Source organism: Streptomyces sp. NPDC052299 (assembly GCF_040679335.1).
GTDB lineage: Bacteria > Actinomycetota > Actinomycetes > Streptomycetales > Streptomycetaceae > Streptomyces.
In genome coordinates this window covers 1-21,513 of record NZ_JBFAUP010000039.1, presented here as the reverse complement: position 1 = coordinate 21,513, position 21,513 = coordinate 1, and the positions used below count along the sequence as shown (strand labels likewise).

24 protein-coding genes are annotated in these 21,513 nt (G+C 72.7%); 14 read left to right on the top strand and 10 right to left on the bottom strand.

All coding sequences use genetic code 11. The annotated features are described in order from the left end of the window. Position 1 precedes the first annotated feature (1 nt). Positions 2 to 529 (bottom strand): GNAT family N-acetyltransferase, encoded by a 528-nt coding sequence (locus AB0L33_RS34525; RefSeq protein ID WP_365687660.1) that lies wholly within the window; start codon positions 527 to 529, stop codon positions 2 to 4. A gap of 56 nt (positions 530 to 585) precedes the next feature. On the opposite strand from AB0L33_RS34525, the gene AB0L33_RS34520 reads away from it, so the two are divergent. Beyond that, positions 586 to 1,485 carry a TIGR01777 family oxidoreductase gene (locus AB0L33_RS34520; RefSeq protein ID WP_365687659.1) on the top strand — a complete coding sequence of 300 codons (900 nt, stop codon included), beginning with the start codon at positions 586 to 588 and terminating at the stop codon, positions 1,483 to 1,485. Positions 1,486 to 1,666: 181 nt separating this feature from the next. After that, a complete protein-coding gene (locus AB0L33_RS34515; RefSeq protein ID WP_365687658.1) occupies positions 1,667 to 3,010 on the top strand; it encodes an NAD(P)/FAD-dependent oxidoreductase in 1,344 nt (447 codons plus the stop codon). An 11-nt stretch (positions 3,011 to 3,021) separates the two neighbouring features. Here AB0L33_RS34515 and AB0L33_RS34510 read toward each other — a convergent pair whose 3' ends face one another. Further along, complete coding sequence (locus AB0L33_RS34510) at positions 3,022 to 4,596, bottom strand: regulator (protein ID WP_365687656.1); 1,575 nt, start codon at positions 4,594 to 4,596, stop codon at positions 3,022 to 3,024. Between the two features lie 260 nt (positions 4,597 to 4,856). Here AB0L33_RS34510 and lipB point away from each other — a divergent pair, with 260 nt between their 5' ends. The 4 genes from lipB to AB0L33_RS34490 all read left to right on the top strand — a co-directional run bounded on the left by lipB (position 4,857) and on the right by AB0L33_RS34490 (position 7,940). Further along, entirely contained in the window at positions 4,857 to 5,669 is an 813-nt protein-coding gene (gene lipB, locus AB0L33_RS34505) for a lipoyl(octanoyl) transferase LipB (RefSeq protein WP_365687655.1), read from the top strand. 159 nt (positions 5,670 to 5,828) lie between these two features. Beyond that, on the top strand, positions 5,829 to 6,764 hold the full coding sequence (lipA, locus tag AB0L33_RS34500) for a lipoyl synthase (RefSeq protein ID WP_365687666.1): 936 nt from the start codon (positions 5,829 to 5,831) through the stop codon (positions 6,762 to 6,764). A gap of 239 nt (positions 6,765 to 7,003) precedes the next feature. After that, a complete protein-coding gene (locus AB0L33_RS34495) occupies positions 7,004 to 7,219 on the top strand; it encodes a hypothetical protein (RefSeq protein ID WP_365687654.1) in 216 nt (71 codons plus the stop codon). Between the two features lie 10 nt (positions 7,220 to 7,229). Further along, entirely contained in the window at positions 7,230 to 7,940 is a 711-nt protein-coding gene (locus AB0L33_RS34490) for a DUF4191 domain-containing protein (RefSeq protein ID WP_365687652.1), read from the top strand. An 85-nt stretch (positions 7,941 to 8,025) separates the two neighbouring features. On the opposite strand, the gene AB0L33_RS34485 is transcribed toward AB0L33_RS34490, so the two are convergent. Next, the gene (locus AB0L33_RS34485) at positions 8,026 to 8,493 is read right to left on the bottom strand and encodes an RDD family protein (protein ID WP_365687651.1); all 468 of its coding nucleotides are present in this window, start codon (positions 8,491 to 8,493) and stop codon (positions 8,026 to 8,028) included. A 296-nt stretch (positions 8,494 to 8,789) separates the two neighbouring features. Between AB0L33_RS34485 and glnA the strand changes: the two genes are divergently transcribed. Continuing rightward, positions 8,790 to 10,199, top strand: coding sequence for a type I glutamate--ammonia ligase (glnA, locus tag AB0L33_RS34480; protein WP_073965523.1), 1,410 nt, complete (start codon positions 8,790 to 8,792; stop codon positions 10,197 to 10,199). 104 nt (positions 10,200 to 10,303) lie between these two features. On the opposite strand, the gene AB0L33_RS34475 is transcribed toward glnA, so the two are convergent. Continuing rightward, positions 10,304 to 11,167 carry a hypothetical protein gene (locus AB0L33_RS34475; RefSeq protein ID WP_365687650.1) on the bottom strand — a complete coding sequence of 288 codons (864 nt, stop codon included), beginning with the start codon at positions 11,165 to 11,167 and terminating at the stop codon, positions 10,304 to 10,306. Between the two features lie 255 nt (positions 11,168 to 11,422). On the opposite strand from AB0L33_RS34475, the gene AB0L33_RS34470 reads away from it, so the two are divergent. Further along, on the top strand, positions 11,423 to 11,596 hold the full coding sequence (locus AB0L33_RS34470) for a hypothetical protein (protein WP_365687649.1): 174 nt from the start codon (positions 11,423 to 11,425) through the stop codon (positions 11,594 to 11,596). Between the two features lie 73 nt (positions 11,597 to 11,669). Here AB0L33_RS34470 and AB0L33_RS34465 read toward each other — a convergent pair whose 3' ends face one another. Continuing rightward, complete coding sequence (locus AB0L33_RS34465) at positions 11,670 to 12,206, bottom strand: GNAT family N-acetyltransferase (protein ID WP_365687648.1); 537 nt, start codon at positions 12,204 to 12,206, stop codon at positions 11,670 to 11,672. Positions 12,207 to 12,487: 281 nt separating this feature from the next. Here AB0L33_RS34465 and AB0L33_RS34460 point away from each other — a divergent pair, with 281 nt between their 5' ends. Then, positions 12,488 to 13,087 (top strand): TetR/AcrR family transcriptional regulator, encoded by a 600-nt coding sequence (locus AB0L33_RS34460; RefSeq protein ID WP_365687647.1) that lies wholly within the window; start codon positions 12,488 to 12,490, stop codon positions 13,085 to 13,087. Between the two features lie 73 nt (positions 13,088 to 13,160). Here the strand turns inward: AB0L33_RS34460 and AB0L33_RS34455 are convergent, their stop codons facing one another. Next, positions 13,161 to 14,609, bottom strand: coding sequence for a SulP family inorganic anion transporter (locus AB0L33_RS34455; RefSeq protein ID WP_365687664.1), 1,449 nt, complete (start codon positions 14,607 to 14,609; stop codon positions 13,161 to 13,163). A 561-nt stretch (positions 14,610 to 15,170) separates the two neighbouring features. On the opposite strand from AB0L33_RS34455, the gene AB0L33_RS34450 reads away from it, so the two are divergent. Beyond that, positions 15,171 to 15,608: a hypothetical protein gene (locus AB0L33_RS34450; RefSeq protein ID WP_365687646.1), complete on the top strand. Its 438-nt coding sequence runs from the start codon at positions 15,171 to 15,173 to the stop codon at positions 15,606 to 15,608. A gap of 55 nt (positions 15,609 to 15,663) precedes the next feature. Here AB0L33_RS34450 and AB0L33_RS34445 read toward each other — a convergent pair whose 3' ends face one another. Further along, positions 15,664 to 15,933 carry a hypothetical protein gene (locus AB0L33_RS34445; RefSeq protein ID WP_365687645.1) on the bottom strand — a complete coding sequence of 90 codons (270 nt, stop codon included), beginning with the start codon at positions 15,931 to 15,933 and terminating at the stop codon, positions 15,664 to 15,666. 142 nt (positions 15,934 to 16,075) lie between these two features. Here AB0L33_RS34445 and AB0L33_RS34440 point away from each other — a divergent pair, with 142 nt between their 5' ends. Continuing rightward, positions 16,076 to 16,441: an arsenate reductase family protein gene (locus AB0L33_RS34440; protein WP_365687644.1), complete on the top strand. Its 366-nt coding sequence runs from the start codon at positions 16,076 to 16,078 to the stop codon at positions 16,439 to 16,441. A gap of 12 nt (positions 16,442 to 16,453) precedes the next feature. On the opposite strand, the gene AB0L33_RS34435 is transcribed toward AB0L33_RS34440, so the two are convergent. Further along, positions 16,454 to 17,326: an alpha/beta fold hydrolase gene (locus AB0L33_RS34435; RefSeq protein ID WP_365687642.1), complete on the bottom strand. Its 873-nt coding sequence runs from the start codon at positions 17,324 to 17,326 to the stop codon at positions 16,454 to 16,456. A 72-nt stretch (positions 17,327 to 17,398) separates the two neighbouring features. Between AB0L33_RS34435 and AB0L33_RS34430 the strand changes: the two genes are divergently transcribed. Continuing rightward, the gene (locus AB0L33_RS34430) at positions 17,399 to 17,872 is read left to right on the top strand and encodes a MarR family transcriptional regulator (protein WP_365687641.1); all 474 of its coding nucleotides are present in this window, start codon (positions 17,399 to 17,401) and stop codon (positions 17,870 to 17,872) included. 18 nt (positions 17,873 to 17,890) lie between these two features. Here the strand turns inward: AB0L33_RS34430 and AB0L33_RS34425 are convergent, their stop codons facing one another. Both AB0L33_RS34425 and AB0L33_RS34420 read right to left on the bottom strand, forming a co-directional pair. Continuing rightward, the gene (locus tag AB0L33_RS34425; protein WP_365687640.1) at positions 17,891 to 18,805 is read right to left on the bottom strand and encodes a Gfo/Idh/MocA family oxidoreductase; all 915 of its coding nucleotides are present in this window, start codon (positions 18,803 to 18,805) and stop codon (positions 17,891 to 17,893) included. Between the two features lie 70 nt (positions 18,806 to 18,875). Beyond that, on the bottom strand, positions 18,876 to 19,679 hold the full coding sequence (locus AB0L33_RS34420) for a helix-turn-helix transcriptional regulator (protein WP_365687639.1): 804 nt from the start codon (positions 19,677 to 19,679) through the stop codon (positions 18,876 to 18,878). A 119-nt stretch (positions 19,680 to 19,798) separates the two neighbouring features. On the opposite strand from AB0L33_RS34420, the gene AB0L33_RS34415 reads away from it, so the two are divergent. Together AB0L33_RS34415 and glnII are read left to right on the top strand one after the other, a co-directional pair. After that, a complete protein-coding gene (locus AB0L33_RS34415) occupies positions 19,799 to 20,221 on the top strand; it encodes a hypothetical protein (protein WP_365687638.1) in 423 nt (140 codons plus the stop codon). 127 nt (positions 20,222 to 20,348) lie between these two features. Further along, the gene (gene glnII / locus AB0L33_RS34410) at positions 20,349 to 21,383 is read left to right on the top strand and encodes a glutamine synthetase (protein ID WP_365687637.1); all 1,035 of its coding nucleotides are present in this window, start codon (positions 20,349 to 20,351) and stop codon (positions 21,381 to 21,383) included. The last annotated feature ends 130 nt before the right edge of the window (positions 21,384 to 21,513 follow it).

The following is a 21,513-nucleotide window of genomic DNA, read 5'->3' as shown; positions in this document are numbered from 1 at the left end:
GTCACGGGGTGAGCGCGCGGCCCATCAGCACGTCGTCCACGTAACTCCCGTTCAGGAAGAACTCGCCCCGCAGCACGCCCTCGACGGTGAAGCCCTCCGCCTCGTACAGCGCGCGGGCGGGCGCATTGTGGCCGAGGACCCGCAGGGTGATCCGGTTCGCCCCCTCGCCGCGTGCCGCCGCGCAGGCCGCGCGGATCAGGGCGCGTCCGACGCCCCGGCCGCGCGCCCAGTGGGCGACGGCGAGGCCCTGGATCTGCCGGACGTGCGCGTTGCAGGCCAGCGGGGTCGGCGGCACGACGCGTATGTAGCCGGCCGTCGCCCGCTCCCCGGCCTCGTTCACGGCCTCCGCCACCAGGATGCCCCGGGGCGTGTGCCGCTCGTCGAAGAACGGCTCGTACGGCGGCTGCGGGCGCGGCTGCACCGCGTGCAGCGTCGACCAGGTGGCGCGGTCCAGCTCGCCGAGCGCGGACTCGTCCGCGAGGACGGCGCGGCGGACGACGGGGGCGGCGGATGCGGTGGAATCGGTCATGGCCGCCACTGTGCCACGGCCGTGTACGGCCGCTCCGGTGGGGCAGGATGGACGCCATGCCGCACTCCCGTATCGCCGTCAGCGGATCGACCGGACTCATCGGAGCGGCGCTGGTGCGCTCGCTGCGGGCCGACGGGCACGAGGTGGTCCGCCTGGTGCGCCGCCCGGCGCGGGCCGGTGACGAGGTGGAGTGGGACCCCAAGCGGGGTTACGTGGACGTCGCCGGGCTCGTGGGCTGCGACGCGGTCGTCCATCTCGCCGGGGCGGGGGTCGGCGACCACCGCTGGACCGAGGCGTACAAGAAGGAGATCCGGGACAGCCGGGTCCTGGGCACCGCCGCGATCGCGGACGCCGTCGCCTCGCTCGACACCCCGCCCGCCGTGCTGCTGTCCGGCTCCGCGATCGGCTTCTACGGGGACACCGGGGACCGCCCGGTGGACGAGGAGGCGCCGCCCGGGGACGGGTTCCTGCCGTCGGTCTGCGTGGAGTGGGAGGAGGCCACGGCGGCGGCCGAGGAGGCGGGGGTGCGCACGGTGCACGCCCGCACCGGCCTGGTGGTCGCCCGGGAGGGCGGTGCCTGGGGACGGCTCTTCCCGCTGTTCCGGGCGGGCCTCGGCGGCCGGATGGGCGACGGGCGGCAGTACTGGAGCTTCATCGCGCTGCACGACCACATCGCGGCGCTGCGGCACATCCTGGACACCCCGGAGCTGTCCGGTCCGGTGAACCTGACCGCCCCGACGCCCGTCACCAACGCCGAGGTGACCGCCGCGATGGGCCGGGTGCTGCGGCGGCCGACCCTCTTCACTGCGCCCGCACCGGCCCTGCGGCTCGCGCTCGGCGAGTTCGCCGGGGACGTGCTGGGCAGTCAGCGGGTACTGCCGACGCGGCTGCTGGGCTCCGGCTTCTCGTTCGCCTTCCCCGCCGTCGACGCCGCCATCCGCGCCGCCCTGCGCTGACGGACCGTCCGGGCAGCCCGGTTTTTTCGGACGGGCGTGCGACCCCGTGCATCGGTGCTCCGGTCCGCGCGCGACTGCGCACGATCGGGCCACTCTCCTAGCCTCCTGACGAACTCACGCATTCCGGTGGGCGGTTGAGGGCATGAGCCCCCCACCACTTGCGCCGAACCGGGGAGGGCACGTGCTCAGCACGGCACACCACGCGGACGTCGTCATCATCGGGGCCGGAATCGCCGGCCTGTCGGCGGCCCACCGACTGACCAGCGCCGGGGTCAGTGTCAGCGTCCTGGAGGCCGGCCCCGGCGTCGGCGGCCGGATGGCCACCGACGAGGTGGACGGGTTCCGCCTCGACCGGATCGGCCCGCTGCTCAACACCGCGTATCCGGAGCTCCGCACCACACCGGGGCTCGACGGTCTCGTCCTGCGCACCTTCGATCCCGGGGTCCTCGTGCACAGCGAGGGCCGCCGCCACCGGACCGGAGAGACCCGCCGCGTGCCGGGCGCACGCAGCGCGCGGGGCGCGCTCAAAGCGGCGCGCGCCCTCGCGCACGCCCCCCGGCCGCCGCTCGCGGGCGCCCTCTCCGGGGCGATGGGCGGTGCGATCGACCACGCCCGGCTCGGCGCGGCCCTGGCCCGCCTCGCCGCCACACCCCCGGCCCGCATCCTCGCCCGGCCCGAACGCGCCGCGCTCGACGCCCTGGCCGGCCGGCTCTCCTCCCGTACGCTGAACGGCTTCGTACGCCCCCTGCTCACCGCGCTGCTGAGCGACCCGGACCTCACCACGTCCAGCCGGTGCGCCGACCTCGCCCTGCGGACGTACGCGAGCGGACGGCTGTGCGTGCCCGAGGGCGGGGCGGGCACGCTGCCGGCGCTCCTCGCCGCCTCCCTGCCGCCGGGCACCGTCCGCACGGGGGTGCACGTCACGTCCGCCGACATCACCTCCGTACGCACCAAGGAGCACGGAGAGCTGGGCTGCCGCTCGCTGCTCGTGGCCACCGGGGCGAGCGCCGCCACCGAGCTGCTGCCGGGCCTGCGGCTGCCGTCCTTCCACCCCGTGACGGTGCTCCACCACACCGCGCCCGCTCCCCCGCCCACCGGCGCCTCGCTCCTGCTGGACGCCGACCGGTCGGGCCCCGTGTCCCACACCGCCGTGATGAGCGAGGTCGACCCGGCCCGCGCCCCGCACGGCCGGACCCTGATCAGCTCGACGGTCCTCGGCGCCCCGCCCGACGACCTGGACCGCACGGTCCGCGCCCACCTCGCCGCGCTCTACGGCGTGCCCACCGACGACTGGGAGCTGCTGGCCGCCCACCACGACCCGGAGGCCGTCCCCGCGATGCCCGCCCCGCACGACCCGCACCGCCCGGTCCGGGTCCTCGCCGGCCTCTATGTGTGCGGCGACCACCGCGACACCGGCACGGTCCAGGGCGCCCTCGCCTCGGGCGCCCGCGCCGCCGCCTCGATCCTCCACGACCTCGGCGTCCGCCCGGCCGCCGGGGACACCGCACTCCCCGAGGCGGCCTGAGGCGGGGCCTCTCAGCCCAGCGCGGCGACCCGCTCCCGGTAGCCGCGCACGGCGGCGGCGTCCCGGTACGGCTCCAGCCGCCGTTCGAAGTCGCGGACGTACTCCGTGGCCCGTGCCGAGCGCATCTCGGCCGCCTGCTGGGCGGCCTCCGCGCCCAGTCGGCACGCCTGGTCCAGCTCACCGAGCCCGAGCCGGGCGGACGCCAGCACCACCCGGCAGAACAGCCTGCTCCGGGCGTACGCGGGGGCGCGCAGCTGGAGCGCGCGCTCCGCGTACTGCGCGGCGGAGCGGTACTGCTGGAGGTCGCGGTGGCAGTGCCCGAACTCGTCGGCGAGCTGCGCCTCGTCGAAGTGGCGCGCCCAGTGCGGCACCTCGTCGCCGGGGCGGGCCGCCTCCAGCGCGCGTTCCGCCCGGGCGAGGGAGGCCGTGCACGCCTTGGAGTCCCCGAGCACCGCGTGCCCGCGCGCCTCCACCGCGTGCAGCAGGGCCATGACGGCGTGCGGCGCGGCCGAGCCGATGCCCTGCTGGGCCACCCGGGCCAGCTGGACCGCTTCCCGGCCGTGGGTGAGATAGACCGCCTGACGGCTCATGGTGATCAGCACGTAGCTGCCGTAGGCCCGGTCGGCAGCCGCCTGGGAGAGGCGGAGCGCCTGCACGAAGTAGCGCTGGGCGAGCCCGTGCGCCGCGATGTCGTACGAGGTCCAGCCGGCCAGCCTGGTCAGGTCCGCGGCGGCCGCGAACAGCCGACGGCCGGTCGCCTCCCCGTACGTGCCGCGCAGCATCGGCTCCGTCTCGTGTTCCAGATACCGCACGAGGGCCTGCCGGGCGTGCCCGCCGCCGTAGGCGTGGTCGAGCGTACGGAAGAGCTCGGCCACCGAGCGCAGCGCGGCCACGTCCCCCTCGCCGACCCGGAGCCCGGAGCCCCGCTCGGTCTGCCGCTGCCGGGGCACCCCGGGGCTGCCCGTCGCGCCGCCGGCCGGGGCGCCGGGCGGTGCGGGCACCCCGCCGGGCCGCGAGGGCGCCGGCCCCCGCACGCTGTGCCGCCCGCCCTGCTCCGGCACGGCGGCCAGGGCCCCGGCGGCGGGGAGCTGAGCACCGGCCGCCCGTGCGGTGCCGCCCCTGGCGGGTGCCGGCCTTCCCACCCACTCGTCGGCCCGGCCGATCAGCCAGTCCCGGCTGGGCACGACGAGACCGGCCGGGGTGAACGCGATCTTCCGCAGCTCGGCGTGGCTGCCGGAGTCCTTGCGCCAGAGCCCGCTGACGATGTCGACGGCCTCGGCGGGCGTGGCGGCGAACTCCAGGCCCGCGTAGACCGGGGCGCAGGCGTCGAGGCCGAGGTCCTGCGCGGAGAGCCGGCGGCCGAGGCGCCGGGTGAAGACCTCGGCGATCAGCGCGGGGGTGGTCCCCCGGGGCTGCTGGCCGCGCAGCCAGCGGGTCACGGAGGTCTTGTCGTACCGCAGGTCGAGGCCGTGTTCGAGGCCGAGCTGGTCCACCCGGCGGGCGAGGCCGGCGTTGGAGAATCCGGCCTCGGTGATGAGCGAGGCGAGCCGGCGGTTGGGCGTGCGCTGCGGAGGTCGTTCGGACATCAGCTCTAGGGTCTCCTGCCTTCGGGGCCGGGCAGCCCTCTGACGAACGGCGCGAATTTAACCGTCCGCCGGGCGGCCCCAGCACCCTTCGCTCCACATTCATCCGATCGTGTGAGGATTGTGGGCGGCGCTGACGGGAAGACCTGCCGGGCCCGTGCGCAGACGCCGGTCGTACAGTGACTGGGGCGCGATTCGTGCAGGGTGACGCGGTTCGGGGACACCCCCCGGCCCACGGCACCGCGAGGAGAAAGGCTGCTGCCGTGAGTGAGCTCCGGTTCGTCCGCATGGGATTCGGCGAGAACGCCGTCGACTACCAGGAGGCGTGGCAGAAGCAGCGCGAGGTGCACGCGGCACGGTTCGAGGACACCGTCCCGGACACCTGCCTGCTCCTGGAACACCCGCCCGTCTACACCGCGGGCAGGCGCACGGAGGACAGCGAGCGCCCCCTCGACGGCACCCCCGTCATCGACGTGGACCGGGGCGGCAAGATCACCTGGCACGGCCCGGGCCAGCTCGTCGGCTACCCGATCCAGAAGCTCCCGCGCCCCGTGGACGTCGTCGCCCATGTGCGCCGCCTGGAGGAGGCGCTGATCCGCACCGCCGCCGAGTTCGGCGTCGAGACCAGCCGCGTCGAGGGCCGCAGCGGCGTCTGGGTCCTGGGCGACCCGGTCGAGCAGCGCCCCGCCCTCGGCGGCCTCACGCTCGACTTCGACCCGCGCCTGGCGGACGAGGAGTTCGACGCCCGGCTCAACGGTCCGGAGTACGCCCCGTCCAACGCCGGGCAGCGCCGCGAGGACCGCAAGCTCGCGGCGATCGGCATCCGCGTCGCCAAGGGCGTCACCATGCACGGCTTCTCGTTCAACGTGAACCCCGACAACACCTGGTTCGACCGCATCGTGCCCTGCGGCATCCGGGACGCCGGCGTCACCTCGCTCAGCTACGAACTCGGCCGCGACATCACCATCGACGAGGTCCTGCCCGTCGTGGAGAAGCACCTCCGGGACATCCTGGAGAACGCCGAGCTCGCCCCCCGTACGATCGAGCGCCCCGCCGACGCCGTGGCCACGGCGTGACCCACGGAACACGCTTCCGGGAATAGGCCCTGCCTGCCCCAGGTTGGGCAGACGTACAACCGAATGAACTACGGGCGTACCCTGGTGTTCGCCGAAGAATCCAATGCAGTGAAAGCAAAGGGGAGTGCCGGAGTGTCTGTCGCACCCGACGGGCGCAAGATGCTGCGCCTTGAGGTCCGGAACAGCCAGACCCCCATCGAGCGCAAGCCCGAGTGGATCAAGACCCGGGCGAAGATGGGCCCCGAGTACAACCAGCTGCAGAAACTCGTCAAGAGCGAGGGTCTGCACACGGTGTGCCAGGAGGCCGGCTGCCCCAACATCTTCGAGTGCTGGGAGGACCGCGAGGCCACGTTCCTCATCGGCGGTGACCAGTGCACCCGGCGCTGTGACTTCTGCCAGATCGACACGGGCAAGCCGCAGGCGCTGGACCGGGACGAACCCCGTCGCGTCGGCGAGTCCGTCGTCACGATGGACCTGAACTACGCCACCATCACCGGCGTCGCCCGCGACGACCTGGAGGACGGCGGCTCCTGGCTGTACGCGGAGACCGTGCGCCAGATCCACGCGCAGACGGCGGACCGGGAGGCCGGCCGCACCAAGGTCGAGCTGCTGATCCCCGACTTCAACGCCGAGCCCGACCAGCTCGCGGAGGTCTTCTCCTCGCGCCCCGAGGTGCTCGCGCACAACGTGGAGACCGTGCCGCGCATCTTCAAGCGCATCCGCCCGGGCTTCCGCTACGAGCGGTCCCTGGAGGTCATCACCCGCGCCCGTGAGGCCGGCCTGGTGACCAAGTCGAACCTGATCCTCGGCATGGGCGAGACCCGCGAAGAGGTCAGCGAGGCGCTGCAGGACCTGTACGACGCGGGCTGCGAGCTCATCACGATCACGCAGTACCTGCGGCCGTCGGTGCGCCACCACCCGGTCGAGCGCTGGGTGAAGCCGCACGAGTTCGTGGAGCTCAAGGACGAGGCCGACGCGATCGGGTACTCCGGCGTCATGTCCGGCCCGCTCGTCCGCTCCTCGTACCGCGCGGGCCGCCTCTTCCAGCAGGCGATGGACCGGCGCGAGGCCCAGGCCCCGGTGGCGTCCGCGTAACCCTGCTCCACCCGGCGCGGTCCGCCCGCTCCCCGCAGGTCCGAGGGGCCCGGGGCGCGGACGGACCGCGTCGGCGTGCGCGGGGCCCGTATCGAGGTTTCATTGGTGTTTGACCGACCGGTCACGCGCTGGTAACACCGAACGGTGACCCTGGACGCACGCGCAGCGCGGTGACACCACCGCCGTCCGTCTCCAGTCCGCGCAGCACACGACCTTCGTTCCCGAGGGGACTTGCCACGATGCAGGCCGCACCGGTACGCGCCACCGTCATCCCGACCGTCACCAACACCCTCCGCGCCGTGGAGTCGCTGCTGCTCAGCGGCGGCCAGCGCACCGCCCGCCGCAACGCCTGGACGGCCGTCCTGGAGGACCGCCGCCGGGCCAAGGACCGGGCCGAGTCCGGCTACGTGCCGGAACGGGAGGCCGTGGGCGCCCGTCGTTCGCGAGCCACGTAAACTTCATTGCATGGCGAGGAAGGCAAACACCACTGAAGGCGCGGACAGCGCCGAGAACGCGGGGCGGCTCAAGCAGATCGCTCTGACCTACAAGATGACCAAGCGGACCGACTCCAAGATCGGTCTTGTGGTCGCGGGTGTGGGAATCGTCACCTTCGGTGTCATCCTCGCGATCGGTTTTCTGATCGACCACCCCATCTACCTGGGCATCCTGGGCTTCGTGCTCGCGCTCCTCGCGATGGCGATCGTCTTCGGACGCCGCGCCGAGCGCGCCGCCTTCGGGCAGATGGAGGGCCAGCCGGGCGCCGCCGCGGCGGTCCTGGACCGCGTGGGCCGGGGCTGGACGACGACCCCGGCGGTCGCGATGAACCGCAACCAGGACGTCGTGCACCGCGCCGTCGGCAAGGCGGGCATCGTACTGGTCGCGGAGGGCAACCCGAACCGGGTGAAGGGCCTGCTCGCGGCCGAGAAGAAGAAGATGGCCCGCATCGTGGTGGACGTCCCCGTCCACGACATCATCGTCGGCAACGGCGAGGGCCAGGTGCCCCTGAAGAAGGTCCGCACCAAGATGCTGAAGATGCCCCGCGTCCTGACCGGCCCGCAGGTCACGGCCGCCAACGACCGGCTCCGCGCGATGGGCGACCTGATGAGCAACATGCCGCTCCCGAAGGGCCCCATGCCGAAGGGCATGCGGATGCCGCGCGGCGGCAGGATGCGCTGACGCCGGCGCGTACGGAAGGCGAAGAGGGCGGGCCGTGAACCTGGTGGTTCACGGCCCGCCCTCTTTCGGTTCTCCACGTCACGTCTCAGACGCGGATCTGGACCGCGCGGGACAGGCGGTCGTGGAGGCCCCGGCCGTCGCGGTCCCAGACGAGGGCCGGGATCGCCAGGCAGAGAAGGACGCTGCGGATGAGGACCCGGACGGGGCCGAGACGGCCGCCGTCCTCGGCGACGACCCGGATGCCCGTGAGGCGCTTGCCGGGGGTGCAGCCGATCGTCCCGACGGTGAGCACGCTCATGACGAGGAAGATGCCGAGCGCCCAGTTCCCGGCCGCCTGCTGGTCACCGCGAGCGAACAGCCCGTATGCGATCAGCATGCACAGGGCCCAGTCGATGAAGAGGGCCCCGAAGCGCCGGCCGAGCGGGGCGATGGCGCCGGGACCCTGTTCGGGGAGGCCGAGCCGCCTGCCCCGGTAGCCGAAGTCGGCGCCCATGTCCTCGGCGGCCGCACGCGGCCCGGAGAGCCACGATCCGATTGCTTGCCTATTGTCCACCCGACCACGGTACTGCGCCCGGCCGCACGCCCTCCCCCGCGGGTGCCGTCCCACGCGTCGTCCCACTCCTCGGACACCCTTCTGATACGGCCGTGAGGCCCGTGAGGCCACGCCGAAGGGGCGGTCCGGGGCCCGTACGACCGCTCCCCGCACCCGCGCCGGTTAACTTCGGCGAAACAAATGGGTCATGCTTGAGAAATCCCGTCTGCCTATGGTCGGGTCCAGCGTGTGCCACCGCACTGGCCACAACGAGCTGCAACCCCGTCCCCTCCCGGGCCGGGAGTAGGAGGAGTTGGATGTTCCAGAACGCCGACGACGCGAAGAAGTTCATCGCCGACAATGACGTCAAGTTCATCGATGTCCGGTTCTGTGACCTGCCCGGCGTGATGCAGCACGTCACCGTCCCGGCGGCGACCTTCAACCCGGCCGACGAGCTTGCCTTCGACGGCTCGTCGATCCGCGGCTTCCAGGCCATCCACGAGTCCGACATGTCGCTCCGCGCGGACCTGTCGACCGCCCGTGTCGACCCCTTCCGCCGTGACAAGACCGTCAACATCAACTTCTTCATCCACGACCCGATCACCGGCGAGCAGTACAGCCGTGACCCGCGCAACGTGGCCAAGAAGGCGGAGGCGTACCTGGCCTCCACCGGCATCGCCGACACCGCGTACTTCGGTCCCGAGGCCGAGTTCTACGTCTTCGACAACGTCCGCTTCCAGACGTCGGCGAACGAGAGCTTCTACCACATCGACTCCGAGGCCGGCGCCTGGAACACCGGTGCGATCGAGAACAACCGCGGTTACAAGGTCCGCTACAAGGGCGGCTACTTCCCGGTCTCCCCGGTCGACCACTTCGCGGACCTGCGCGCCGAGATGTCCCTGGAGCTCCAGAAGAGCGGCCTGGAGATCGAGCGCCAGCACCACGAGGTCGGCACCGGCGGCCAGGCGGAGATCAACTACAAGTTCAACACGCTGCTCGCCGCGGCCGACGACCTGATGCTCTTCAAGTACATCGTGAAGAACGTCGCCTGGCGCAACGGCAAGACCGCGACCTTCATGCCGAAGCCGATCTTCGGCGACAACGGCTCGGGCATGCACGTGCACCAGTCCCTGTGGTCCGGCGGCGACCCGCTGTTCTACGACGAGCAGGGCTACGCCGGCCTCTCGGACACCGCCCGCTACTACATCGGCGGCATCCTCAAGCACGCCCCGTCGCTGCTGGCCTTCACCAACCCGACGGTGAACTCCTACCACCGCCTGGTGCCCGGCTTCGAGGCCCCGGTCAACATGGTGTACTCGCAGCGCAACCGCTCCGCCGCGATGCGCATCCCGATCACGGGCTCCAACCCGAAGGCCAAGCGCGTCGAGTTCCGCGCCCCGGACCCGTCGTCCAACCCGTACCTGGCCTTCTCGGCGCTCCTGATGGCCGGCCTGGACGGCATCAAGAACAAGATCGAGCCCGCCGAGCCGATCGACAAGGACCTGTACGAGCTGGCTCCCGAGGAGCACGCCAACGTCCAGCAGGTCCCGACGTCCCTCCCGGCCGTCCTGGACGCCCTCGAGGCCGACAACGAGTACCTGCAGGCGGGCGGCGTCTTCACGTCCGACCTGATCGAGACGTGGATCGACTACAAGCGCACCCACGAGATCGCCCCGATCCAGCTGCGCCCGCACCCGCACGAGTTCGAGCTGTACTTCGACCTGTAAAGGCGGACGTCAGTGAGGGCCGCTTCCCGGAGCCGGGAGGCGGCCCTCACTGCTTCTCCGTGCCCGCGCCGCGACGACCCGCGGGGACACCGATCCCCTGGGCCTCAACCGGTGTCGTCGCGTCCCGCCAGGAACTGGTCCTCCTGCGACCTGGAGGCCGCAAGGGACCTCAGCAGGCTCTCCGCCCCAGCCAGCCGTACGCGAAGATCCGCGACTTCGCGGTCCCGCTCCTGACCGGCCACCTCCCGGCCCGCCTCCGCGGCGCGCCGCCGGCGCTCCTCCTCGCGGGCCCAGGTGAAGTACAGCTCCGCCCTCCTGATGTGGAGCCCGTTCAGCTGCTTGAGCAACCCCAGCCGCTCGTCGCGGAGCGCTCGTAGTTCGTCCTGCAGCCACACCACGCGCCGGGCGCACACCGCCAGTTCCGCCTCCAGCTCGTCGACCCGTCGGCGCAGTTCCTCGCTGCGCCCCCGCTCCCGGCCCAGCTCCTCGTGCAGCACGGCCAGCCGGTCGGAGAGGTCGGCGCGGGCCTCCAGGGCGGCCAGGAGGTCGGTACGGGTCTCACCCTCCCGACGGCTGTGCTCGGCCACCCGGTCCTGGAGGTCGGCCTCCGCATCGGCGAGTTCGGGGATACTGAGCTGCGCGACCGGGCTCGGCTCCTCCGGCTCATCCTGTTCGGCGGCTGTGGGCAGGGCCAGGGGCGAGACCTCGTCGCGCATGGCAATCCAGAGCGCCCGGAACTCGTCCACGTCGCCGCCCAGAGCCTCCACCAAGAGTTCCAGCGGACCCCAGCGAGGCGGGCTCTCACAGCGCAGGACGACCCTGGCCGTCTCATGAGCGACGGCCCTTCCGGTACGCCGCGCGATGACCCGGTAGCTCGGCTCGCCGTTCTCCCGGTGCAGTCGATGCAGCCGGTACCGGAGCTGTTCCAGCGCCGGCCCTGTCGTGGACCCGTCCGCCGCCGACGTCATGGCCCCTCCCTTCCGTGCACTGTTCGCCGATCCGATCGTCGTAGGACGCGCCTCGGGCGTCATGCGAGTCGCCGGTCCGGCGGGAAGGCACTGTCAGATTCTGTCGGACAACGTCTCGGAGCGCCTGAAGTCCCCCGATTCCGGGAGGCGTTCGTCAGCCATCGGCCACGTCCACCTTGAGCGCCCGGCCGTGTCGGACCGTGGGGTCACCGGACGCATCCGGGGTCCCGCTCGTCCACTGGAGAGGTCACTCGCATGACATCGCTCGTCCTTCTGCCGCTCGCCGGCATGGCAGCACTCGCGGTGCTGGTCGCGGCACTCAGCACCGTGTACGTCTGCTCCGGCGACGGCGACCGCCGCACTCGTGCGTGGCACGTTTTGCGGGCACTGCTCGATGCCGTGGGGCACGGCCGGGCAGACGATGCCTAATGGACTGCGGGGACAAGGTCGTATCCACGTTCACCCCTGCCGCGCTCCGCGGAGAGTGACGGGCTCTTTTGCTTCACCCCTCACTGTTCAGGCGCGCAGGTGCCCCGCACAGCGTCCTGACCATGACCGCGTACAGCGGGGAGTCGTCCGAAGGCTTGGCCTCGTCCCGCTTCTCGTAGCCCCACTTCTCGTACCGGGCTTGCACCCTCGGGTGGGCGGAGTCGACCAGGAGCGTCACGAAGTCGACCTCGACCGACTGGATCAGCGCGTCGTGAATCTGCCGCGCCCGGCCGGTCCCCTGCCACCGGGGCACCACCATCAGCTCGGACAGAGCGAAGATGCGGCCGCGCACACCCCTGGGCCGGTCCGCGCCCTTCCACCAGCCGCCCGGCTTGAAGCGCGAACCGTACGCGTACCCGACCGCTCCGCCGTCCTCCCAGCCCGAGACGCACAGCCAGTCCTCGCGCCCGGACCACAGATCGACGTAGTACGAGAACCGCTCGCGCGAGTGGAACGGGTCGGGCTCGTTCGCGTAGACCTCGTCGTGTATGTCCAGAAGCAGGGAGCGCACGTCCGGGGCGTCGGCGTGCGTGTACGTTTTCAGATCCATCGGCGTGACTCCTCGATCCAGCTCACGACCTCGGGCGCCTTCGTGCCTGTGGCCTCGATGACTTGGCGAGTGACGGCGAGCGTCCTCGTCGTGCGCAGCGATCCGGACGCCGGCGGCAGCATCTCGTACGCGCGGCGTCCTGTTCCAGCGGCAAGGCCTGCGCACAGCGGGCCTTCGGCGGTGCGGGCGCTTCTGGGGCGGGGCTGACGAAGGGCCTCGGGCAGAACGGAGTGAGTCCTCACTCATTGACGGAGTGAGGGCTCACTCCGTATGGTGGGGGCATGACCGAAACCAAGAAGAACACCACCCGCCGCCGCGCCCCCGCCATGTCGCCGGAGCAGCGGCGCGCGATGATCATTCAGACGGCGATTCCGCTGATCGCCGAGTACGGCTCCGCCGTGACGACCGCGAAGATCGCCCGGGCCGCGGGCATCGGGGAGGGCACGGTCTTCCGGGTCTTCGCCGACAAGGACGAACTGATGCAGGCGTGTGTGGCCGAGGCGCTGTCCCCCGAGCACGCGATCCGCGAGCTCGACGCGATCGACCTGGCCCAGCCGCTGCCCGACCGGCTCGTGGAGGCGGCCGAGGCGCTTCAGGCGCACCTGGCCAGGGTGGGCGCGATCCTGGGGTCGCTGGGGCACGGCGGCGGCAAGCACCCCGGACCGGTGCGCGGGGCGGGGCGCAATGAGTCGTCGGCCCTGGTCCGGGCGGCCGTGGCGGAGTTGCTGGAGCCCGACCGGGCCGCCCTGCGCCGGCCGCCGGAGCAGATCGCGGCGCTCTTCTTCGGGCTGCTGTTCACGCAGCCGCGTACGGAGGACGAGCCGGACCTGACCCCGCGGGAGCTGGTCGACGTCTTCCTGCACGGGGCCGTCGCGGGGTAGGCGCGACGACGGGGCCCGGGGCGGCCGGGGGCCGCTCCCCCGGCCGCCCGCTCAGGGGCCCCGCGCCGCCCCCTCAGTGCCCGCCCGTCAGCTCGCCGCTCAACGTGCGGTGCAGGGCCGCGCTCGGCTGGTTGAGGCCCACGATCTCGACCGTCTTGCCGCGCGCGGCGTACTTCGTTTCGATCGCGTCCAGGGCCGCGACCGACGAGGCGTCCCAGATGTGGGTGGCCGTGAGGTCGATGACGACCTTGTCGGGGTCGGTGGCGTACGCGAAGCGGGTGACCAGGTCGTTGGAGGAGGCGAAGAAGAGTTCGCCGGTGACGGAGTAGACGACCTGGCCGCCGTCCGGGTCCACGACCGCGGTGACGTCGGCCAGGTGCGCGACGCGGCGGGCGAAGATCACCATCGCGGTGACCGAGCCGACGACGACCCCGATCGCCAGGTTGGACGTGGCGACGACGATGGCGACGGTGATGACCATGACCGCCGTCTCACCCACCGGCATGCGGCGCAGGGTCTTCGGGGCGATGGAGTGCCAGTCGAACGTGGCGAAGGAGACCATCACCATCACGGCGACCAGCGCCGCCATCGGGATGTCGGAGACGACCGGGCCGAAGACGATGCAGAGGACCATCAGGAACGAGCCCGCGAGGAACGTGGAGAGGCGGGTGCGGGCTCCGGAGACGCGGACGTTGATCATCGTCTGGCCGATCATGGCGCAGCCGCCCATGCCGCCGAAGAAGCCCGTGACGATGTTGGCGACGCCCTGGCCGACCGACTCGCGGGTCTTGTTGGAGCGGGTGTCCGTGATGTCGTCGACCAGCTGGGCGGTCATCAGGGATTCCATGAGGCCGACCAGCGCCATCGCCAGGGCGTACGGGGCGATGGTGGTCAGCGTGTCCGGCGTGAACGGCACGTCGGGCAGGCCGGGCACGGGGAGCGAGGAGGGCAGCTCGCCCTTGTCGCCCACGGTCGGGACCGCGATGCCGGCCGCCACCGTGATGACGGTCAGGACCACGATGGAGACCAGGGGCGCCGGGATCACCCGGGTGACCTTCGGGAAGAAGACCATCAGGAGCAGCCCGCCGCCGATCAGCGGGTAGACCGCCCAGGGCACGTCGTGCATCTCGGGCACCTGGGCGATGAAGATCAGGATCGCCAGGGCGTTGACGAAGCCGGTCATCACGGAGCGCGGCACGAATCGCATCAGCTTGGCGACGCCCAGGGCGCCCAGGGCGATCTGGAACACGCCCGCCAGGATCACGGTGGCGACCAGGTAGCCGAAGCCGTGTTCGCGGTTGACCGGGGCGATCACCAGGGCGACCGCGCCCGTCGCGGCGGAGATCATCGCCCGGCGTCCGCCGACGACGGAGATCGTGACCGCCATGGTGAAGGAGGCGAAGAGGCCAATCGCGGGGTCCACCCCGGCGATGATCGAGAAGGAGATGGCCTCGGGAATGAGGGCCAGCGCGACGACGAGTCCGGCCAGGACCTCGGTGCGCCACACCTTGGGATCGGACATCCAGTCGGGCTTGAGGGCGCGCAGGCGGGGCGCGAACGCGGGCGTGGTGAAGGACAAGACGGCGTACCTGTCGGTCGGGCCCGCCCGGACGCGGAGCGACGCGGGCGTGCGGGGCTGGACAGCGGGGAGGACGGGGGGCAGGGCCTGCTCCGACGGATCGGCGCCTGTCGCCGCGTTCTGCGGCTCGGGGCGGCCGCGCGGAGCGGGCCGACGCGTCCGGCGCTCAGGGCCGGGCGGAGCCTGCCGCCGTGTCCGGCGCATCGCGGCGGACAGCGGGCAGGGCTCAGGGGTGACGGGTCACGGCGGGCAGGCGGCGGTGCGGGGCGTCATCATGCGCATCCGCTCGCTCGCTCTCTCGTCCGCCGGAAAAACTGGTGCGCCTCGGCCTGCGCCGCGTGGGCGCGGACCCCGCACACGCGTACGCGCGGCGTTGGGCGCCGAACCACTTTACCCTCCCGGCCGGGCACACGATCGCGCTGATCGCCCGGCCGTATCCGTGGGGGGCAGCCGGACGGACCCCGGGGGGTCGCGGTGCGGGCCCGGAGCGCGGAGGCTGGGGGGATGAGTGAGCAGGCTCCGCCCGGCGGTCCGGTCCCGCCGCCGCCCCGGCGGCGGATGTGGCCGTGGGTGCTGCTGTTCGTCGCCGTGCTGCTGGCGCTCGCCGCGGGCGCGGTCATGGCGGTGCTGTCGGACGTCCTCCGGTCCGAGGGCTCCCGGAAGGTGCACATCCGGTACGAGGTGACGGGGACCGCCCGCGACGTGGTGCTGACGTACAGCACCTGGCGGGGTGAGGAGCTGGCGACCGGGCGGCTGGCGCTGCGGTCGCTGCCGTGGGCCGGGGAGCTGGACACGAAGGGCTTCATGAGCGGCGGCACGTTCGTGGTGAGCGTCGGCCGGGGCGGCGGTGACGTGGCGTGCTCGGTGACCGTGGACGACGGCACCCGGCGTACGGACTCGGCCTCGGGTGCGTACGCGACGGCGACCTGCGACGGGTACTGAGAGGGGCGGGTCCCGGAAGGACTGCTTCCGGGACCCGCCCCTCGTCGCTCGGAGGTCAGCGGCCGTAGCGGATGAGCGCGCGGACCATGCGGCAGGTGATGTCGGACGGCGGGTGGATGCCGAGGCACGCGGCGGTCGTGCGTATGCGGGCGTTGTTCGCGCTGGACGGGAGGTAGACGCCGGTGTCGAGCAGGGCGATCGCGAGGCGCATCGCCTTCAGGCGGCGGTTGTGCGAGACGTACCACTCGCGGGGGCGGCCGGCGGGGAGCGGCTTCTTGGTCAGGGGCTTGTCGAGCGGCTTGGTCGTGACTGCGGCAACGGCCATGGGCTACCTCCTGGCACGGTGGCGGAACTCTTCGGAAACCCTCACGAACTGACTCCCATTCTACCGGCCCGCACTGACAATCGTCCCTGGCCAGAGGGGTTTTCGGCCCCTTCCGCGAGGTCCATCCCGTACCTTTGGTCCCATGGAGATCTGGATCAATCCCGCGTGTTCCAAGTGCCGCAGCGCGGTGCAGCTGCTCGACGCGGAGGGGGTCGACTACACGGTCCGCCGTTACCTGGAGGACGTGCCGTCGCCGGACGAGATCCGGGCGGTGCTCGACCGGCTCGGCCTCGAACCGTGGGACATCACGCGCACCCAGGAGGCGGACGCCAAGGAGCTGGGCCTGAAGGACTGGCCGCGTGAGGCGGAGGCCCGGGAGCGCTGGATCACCGCGCTCGCCGAGCACCCGAAGCTGATCCAGCGGCCGATCATCACGGCGGAGGACGGCACGGCGGTCGTGGGCCGGTCGGACGAGGCGGTCCGGGACGCGCTGGGACGCAAGGGCTAGGCCCGGCACGACCTAGGCGAGGAACTCGCCCATCCTGCGGTTGAGTTCGGGGGCCGTCGGGGCGTGCGGGGGCAGCGCGTGGTGGGAGACGCCCGGGAGGACGGCCGTCTCCGCCCGCGGCAGCAGCCGGTGCGCGGCGGCGGCCACCTTGCAGGCGTCGTGGGCGCGGCCGGCGCCGGCGAGCAGGACCAGCGTCGGTACGGCGAGGGCGCGCAGGGCCTCCGGCTTCGGGCGGGGGCCGGTGACCGGGCGGGCCGCAGGGAAACCGGCCGCCGCCTCGCGCAGCTGCAGCCAGTGCGGTTCGAGCGCGGCGCCGCCGGTCTCCCAGTCCAGGAAGGCGCGGACGCGGGCGGCGTTCGGGCGAAGCAGCATCGGCAGGGCGTGGAGCAGATAGCCCGGGCGGAATCCGCTGAAGCAGCCGGTGGGGTCGAGGAGGATCAGCTTCCGGAGCCGGTCCGGCGCGTGCAGGGCGTAGTGCAGGGCGATCCACCCGCCGTACGAGTGGCCGGCGAGGGCGACCGGTCCGGTGGCGCCGAGGCCGTCGAGCAGGGCGTCGAGCCAGTCGCAGAGGTCTTCGACGCTGCGGACGGGCCGCTCCCCCGGCGTGCTGCGGCCCGGTTCGCCGATCAGGTCGGCGGCGTGGACGCGGTGGGTCCGGCCGAGGGCGGCGGCCTGGGCGTACCAGGCGGTGGAGGTGGCGCCACCGCCGGGCAGCAGGACCAGGGGCGGGGCGTCCTCGGGGCCGTGGCTGTTGAGGTGGGTGGTGCCGTACGGGGTGGGGACCGTGGTCGGCGTGGTGCCGGGCGGCCAGGTGGCCGCGACGGTCGCGTCGTAGGCGGCGAGGAAGGCCGCGTCGGCGGTCGTGGCGGGCGGGGTGGGTGTCATGGGCGCGCTCCCTGGACTCCGTGCACCTGGATATTATCTCGCTGAGCGAGACAATAGCGGGAGGTGCCGGGGATGAGTGAGCAGGGGCCGGAGCTGGAGATCGTCCATCTGCTGCGGAAGGCGACGTCCGCATTCGGGCTGCGCCAGGCGGAGTTCGCGGCCCGGAACGGGATGCATCCGACGGATGTACGCGCCCTGGTGTGCCTGCTCGACGCGGAGCGGGAGGGGACCGGGGTCACCGCCGGGCGGCTGGGGGCGGAGCTCGGACTCAACTCGGCGGGCACGACGTCGCTCATCGACCGGCTGGAGCGGCTGGGCCATCTGACGCGGACGCGGGACGAGCGGGACCGGCGGCGGGTGCTGCTGCGGGTGACGCCACGGGCGGTGGAGCTGGGCTGGGCGGCCTTCGGCCCGGCGATCGGGAGCGCGGTGGCGTTGCTGCGGGAGTTCGACGCCGGGGAGGTCGCGGCGGTGCGGCGGTTCCTGGAGGGCTTCCTGGCGGCGGTGTCGGAGGAGGGGGGCGGCGGTGCGGGGTCCGCCGGCTGACCCCGCACCGCCGGGCGGCTACTCCGCGCCCCGGACCTGCGCCTCCGCCTCCGCCAGGAGCTCCGTCAGGCGGAGGCCGAACCGCACGTCGCAGGGGTGGGCCTCGCCCGTACGCACCGAGGCGATCAGCGCGTCCACCGCCGCCGCGAAGGCGTCCACCGCCCCGTCCCACCTCGGCAGCTCGGCGACGCCGTGCTCGCCCCGCAGGACGACCTCGACCCCGGCGGCGGCCGCCGGCGCGCCCAGGGTCAGGGTGACCGTGCTGGACGCTCCCGAGGTGTGGCGCAGGACGAGGTGGTGGGCGTCGGCGGGGCCACGGGCGGCGGTCAGCCCGGTGACGTCGCCCAGGACCGGCAGCAGGACCGAGAGGGCGTGCGGGCCGACGTCCCAGAGGCCGCCGCGCTCCCGGCGCCAGGGGGACGCGGCGTAGTCGTTGTCGGTGCCGGGGGCCCAGAGCGCGGCGATCCATTCGGCGCGGGCGGTGAACCAGTCGCCCGTCGCGGCCTGTTCGGCGATCCAGGCGGCGGGCCGCGGGGCGAACCTGAGCGTGCAGAACACGACGGAGGCGACCCGGGCCTGCTCGGCGGCCTCGGCGACCTCGCGGGCAGCGGCGACCGTGGTGGCGACCGGCTTGTCCAGGATCAGGTGGCAGCCGGCCGCGGCGGCGCGGGCGGCCAGCGGGGCCTGCACGTCGGGCGGCAGCGCGAAGGCGACGGCGTCGCTGGTGGCGAACAGCTCGTCGAGCCCCGCGTCACCGGAGAACGCCGGGGCACCGTGCGCGGCGGCCAGCTCCCCGGCCGCCTCGGCCCGGCGGCCCCACACACCGCTGAGCACGACGCCGGGGTGTGCGGCGAGGGCGGGGGCCTGGGTGTTGCGGGCCCAGGGTCCGGTGCCGGCGAGGCCGATGCGCAGGGGGTTCTCGGGTGTCGTCATGGGTCCAGTGTGCCGGGTGGGGGCTCGGGGGCCGCAACGCCCGCCCAACCGCCCTCCGGGGGCGGGGGCTTCAGGCCCGGTGGAGTTCGGCCAGCATGGCACCGGTCTCCTGGTCGGCCGGGAGGAACGCTTCGAGGCGCAGTTCGGCAACGGTGACGTCGGTGGCGGTGCCGAAGTGGGTGAGCGTGGTGATCAGCGTCAGCTCCCGGTCGTCGGCCGGGTCGGGCGGCCTCAGGCGCAGGGGCACGGCGAAGCCGAGGTGGTCCGGTGAGTCGCGCGGGCGGGGCGGGGCGAGGCCGGAGAGTTCGGCGGCCAGGCTCCGGAGCCGGTCGTCCGGATTGCGCACGCTCTCGGCGTGGACGCGGTCGACGATGTGCCAGGCCCACGCGTCGAGGTTGACGATGCGGGAGGCGAGGCCCTGCGGGTGCAGCAGGACCCGGGGAACGCTGATGGGCGGTTCGAGCAGGTGCGGGGCCACCCCGGCGGTGAGGACGTGGAAGGCGGTGTTGGCCAGGGCGAGATCGCCGTGGCGGTCCACGACGACGGCCGGGTAGGGCAGGTGGCCGTCCAGGATGCGGGCGAGGGCGGTGCGGATCGGCGCGAGCCGGGGGTCGTCCAGGTCCGTCCGCGGGTAGACCGGGGCGAATCCGGCCGCGAGGAGCAGGTCGTTGCGCTCGCGGATCGGCACCTCCAGGGATTCGGCGAGCCGGATGATCATCGACCGCCCGGGGGCCGACCGCCCGCTCTCGATGAAGCTGAGGTGCCGCTGCGTGGTTCCGGCTCGCGCGGCCAGTTCCAGCTGGCTGACGCGTCGCCGGGTGCGCCAGCCGCGCAACGCCGTCGCGAGACCGCCTCCGGTCGGTTCACTGATCACCCCCCTTGTGTATCCCGATCGTCTGCTGATCCGCGATTCCCTGCGGGGAATTGCCGCGCCGCACCCGGCGCGGAAGGGTCGTCGCCGCACACCGGACCTTCGTACCCAGGGGATCAGCCATGGCCGACATCGACATCCACGAGCTCACCGACCGCTACGTCGCCGTCTGGAACGAGCCCGACGCGGAACGCCGCCGCGCCGCCGTCCGCGAGCTGTGGTCCGCCGACGCGGTCCACGTGCTACGGCCTCCGCAGGAGATCCGGGAGGCCGCCGAAGCGCTGGGGTTCGACCGGCTCCTGCTGGAGGCGCGCGGGTACGACGCGCTGGACTTCCGGGTGACGCGCGCCCACGACGAGTTCGTCGCGCCCGGCACCTTCGTCTTCCGGTCGCGCGGCAACGCCGACCGGCTCCACGACGTCGTCAAGTTCAACTGGGAGATGGCGCCCAGGGACGGGGGCGAGGCCGCCGGCGTCGGGCTGGAGGTCCTCGTACTGGGCCCCGACGGCCGCATCGTGAGCGACTACCAGTTCATCGAGGGGTGACCGCGACACCCCCGGGGCGCCGGGGAAACCTCGGTAACACGGGGTTCACACGAGGGCAACGGTCGGGAAATCGCGGCTTGCGAGGCTGCGGCGCATAGACCCGCAGCACCCGCAAAGGATGGCTTCCGTGACGTTCAAGGCTGAGTACATCTGGATCGACGGCACCGAGCCGACCGCCAAGCTCCGCTCCAAGACGAAGATCATGTCCGGCAGCCCGTCCTCCGACGTGGCCTCGCTGCCGATCTGGGGCTTCGACGGGTCGAGCACCAACCAGGCCGAGGGCCACGCCTCGGACCGGGTGCTGAAGCCGGTCTTCAGCTGCCCGGACCCGATCCGCGGCGGTGACGACATCCTGGTCCTGTGCGAGGTCTTCGACATCGACATGACCCCGCACGCGTCGAACACGCGGGCGCTGCTGCGTCCGGTCGCCGAGCGGTTCGCCGGGCAGGAGGCGATCTTCGGCATCGAGCAGGAGTACACCTTCTTCGACGGCCACCGGCCGCTCGGCTTCCCCGAGGGCGGCTTCCCGGCCGCGCAGGGCGGCTACTACTGCGGCGTCGGCTCGGACGAGATCTTCGGCCGGGAGATCGTGGAGAAGCACCTCGACAACTGCCTGAAGGCGGGCCTGGGCATCTCCGGCATCAACGCCGAGGTCATGCCGGGCCAGTGGGAGTTCCAGGTGGGCCCGCTGTCCCCGCTGGAGGTCTCCGACCAGCTGTGGATCGCCCGCTGGCTGCTCTACCGCACCGCCGAGGACTTCAACGTGTCCGCGACCCTCGACCCGAAGCCGGTCAAGGGCGACTGGAACGGCGCGGGCGCGCACACCAACTTCTCCACGAAGGCGATGCGCGAGGGCTACGACGCGATCATCACGGCCTGCGAGTCGCTGGGCGAGGGCTCGAAGCCGATGGACCACGTCAAGAACTACGGCGCGGGCATCGACGACCGGCTGACCGGCCTGCACGAGACCGCCCCGTGGAACGAGTACAGCTACGGCGTCTCCGACCGCGGTGCTTCGGTGCGCATCCCGTGGCAGGTCGAGCAGGACCGCAAGGGCTACATCGAGGACCGCCGTCCGAACGCCAACGTCGACCCGTACGTCGTCACGCGGCTGATCGTGGACACCTGCTGCACGGCCCTGGAGAAGGCCGGCCAGGTCTGATCCGGCCCCGGTCACGGGAGGGGCGCCCCCCCCCCCGGGGGGGGGGGCCCGACGTTGTAACTGGCCGGTGCCAGCCAGATACCAAGCGAAGCAAAAACCTAGAGACACACAAACAACAGACCCACCCCCC

What these genes read in the sequence shown, in the direction of transcription:
- AB0L33_RS34525 (WP_365687660.1), bottom strand. Translation starts at nt 529, where the DNA reads ATGACCGATTCCACCGCATCCGCCGCCCCCGTCGTCCGCCGCGCCGTC.
- AB0L33_RS34520 (WP_365687659.1), top strand. Translation starts at nt 586, where the DNA reads ATGCCGCACTCCCGTATCGCCGTCAGCGGATCGACCGGACTCATCGGA.
- AB0L33_RS34510 (WP_365687656.1), bottom strand. Translation starts at nt 4,596, where the DNA reads ATGTCCGAACGACCTCCGCAGCGCACGCCCAACCGCCGGCTCGCCTCG.
- lipA (WP_365687666.1), top strand. Translation starts at nt 5,829, where the DNA reads ATGCTGCGCCTTGAGGTCCGGAACAGCCAGACCCCCATCGAGCGCAAG.
- AB0L33_RS34495 (WP_365687654.1), top strand. Translation starts at nt 7,004, where the DNA reads ATGCAGGCCGCACCGGTACGCGCCACCGTCATCCCGACCGTCACCAAC.
- AB0L33_RS34490 (WP_365687652.1), top strand. Translation starts at nt 7,230, where the DNA reads ATGGCGAGGAAGGCAAACACCACTGAAGGCGCGGACAGCGCCGAGAAC.
- glnA (WP_073965523.1), top strand. Translation starts at nt 8,790, where the DNA reads ATGTTCCAGAACGCCGACGACGCGAAGAAGTTCATCGCCGACAATGAC.
- AB0L33_RS34475 (WP_365687650.1), bottom strand. Translation starts at nt 11,167, where the DNA reads ATGACGTCGGCGGCGGACGGGTCCACGACAGGGCCGGCGCTGGAACAG.
- AB0L33_RS34470 (WP_365687649.1), top strand. Translation starts at nt 11,423, where the DNA reads ATGACATCGCTCGTCCTTCTGCCGCTCGCCGGCATGGCAGCACTCGCG.
- AB0L33_RS34465 (WP_365687648.1), bottom strand. Translation starts at nt 12,206, where the DNA reads ATGGATCTGAAAACGTACACGCACGCCGACGCCCCGGACGTGCGCTCC.
- AB0L33_RS34460 (WP_365687647.1), top strand. Translation starts at nt 12,488, where the DNA reads ATGACCGAAACCAAGAAGAACACCACCCGCCGCCGCGCCCCCGCCATG.
- AB0L33_RS34455 (WP_365687664.1), bottom strand. Translation starts at nt 14,609, where the DNA reads ATGTCCGATCCCAAGGTGTGGCGCACCGAGGTCCTGGCCGGACTCGTC.
- AB0L33_RS34450 (WP_365687646.1), top strand. Translation starts at nt 15,171, where the DNA reads ATGAGTGAGCAGGCTCCGCCCGGCGGTCCGGTCCCGCCGCCGCCCCGG.
- AB0L33_RS34445 (WP_365687645.1), bottom strand. Translation starts at nt 15,933, where the DNA reads ATGGCCGTTGCCGCAGTCACGACCAAGCCGCTCGACAAGCCCCTGACC.
- AB0L33_RS34440 (WP_365687644.1), top strand. Translation starts at nt 16,076, where the DNA reads ATGGAGATCTGGATCAATCCCGCGTGTTCCAAGTGCCGCAGCGCGGTG.
- AB0L33_RS34435 (WP_365687642.1), bottom strand. Translation starts at nt 17,326, where the DNA reads ATGACACCCACCCCGCCCGCCACGACCGCCGACGCGGCCTTCCTCGCC.
- AB0L33_RS34430 (WP_365687641.1), top strand. Translation starts at nt 17,399, where the DNA reads ATGAGTGAGCAGGGGCCGGAGCTGGAGATCGTCCATCTGCTGCGGAAG.
- AB0L33_RS34425 (WP_365687640.1), bottom strand. Translation starts at nt 18,805, where the DNA reads ATGACGACACCCGAGAACCCCCTGCGCATCGGCCTCGCCGGCACCGGA.
- AB0L33_RS34415 (WP_365687638.1), top strand. Translation starts at nt 19,799, where the DNA reads ATGGCCGACATCGACATCCACGAGCTCACCGACCGCTACGTCGCCGTC.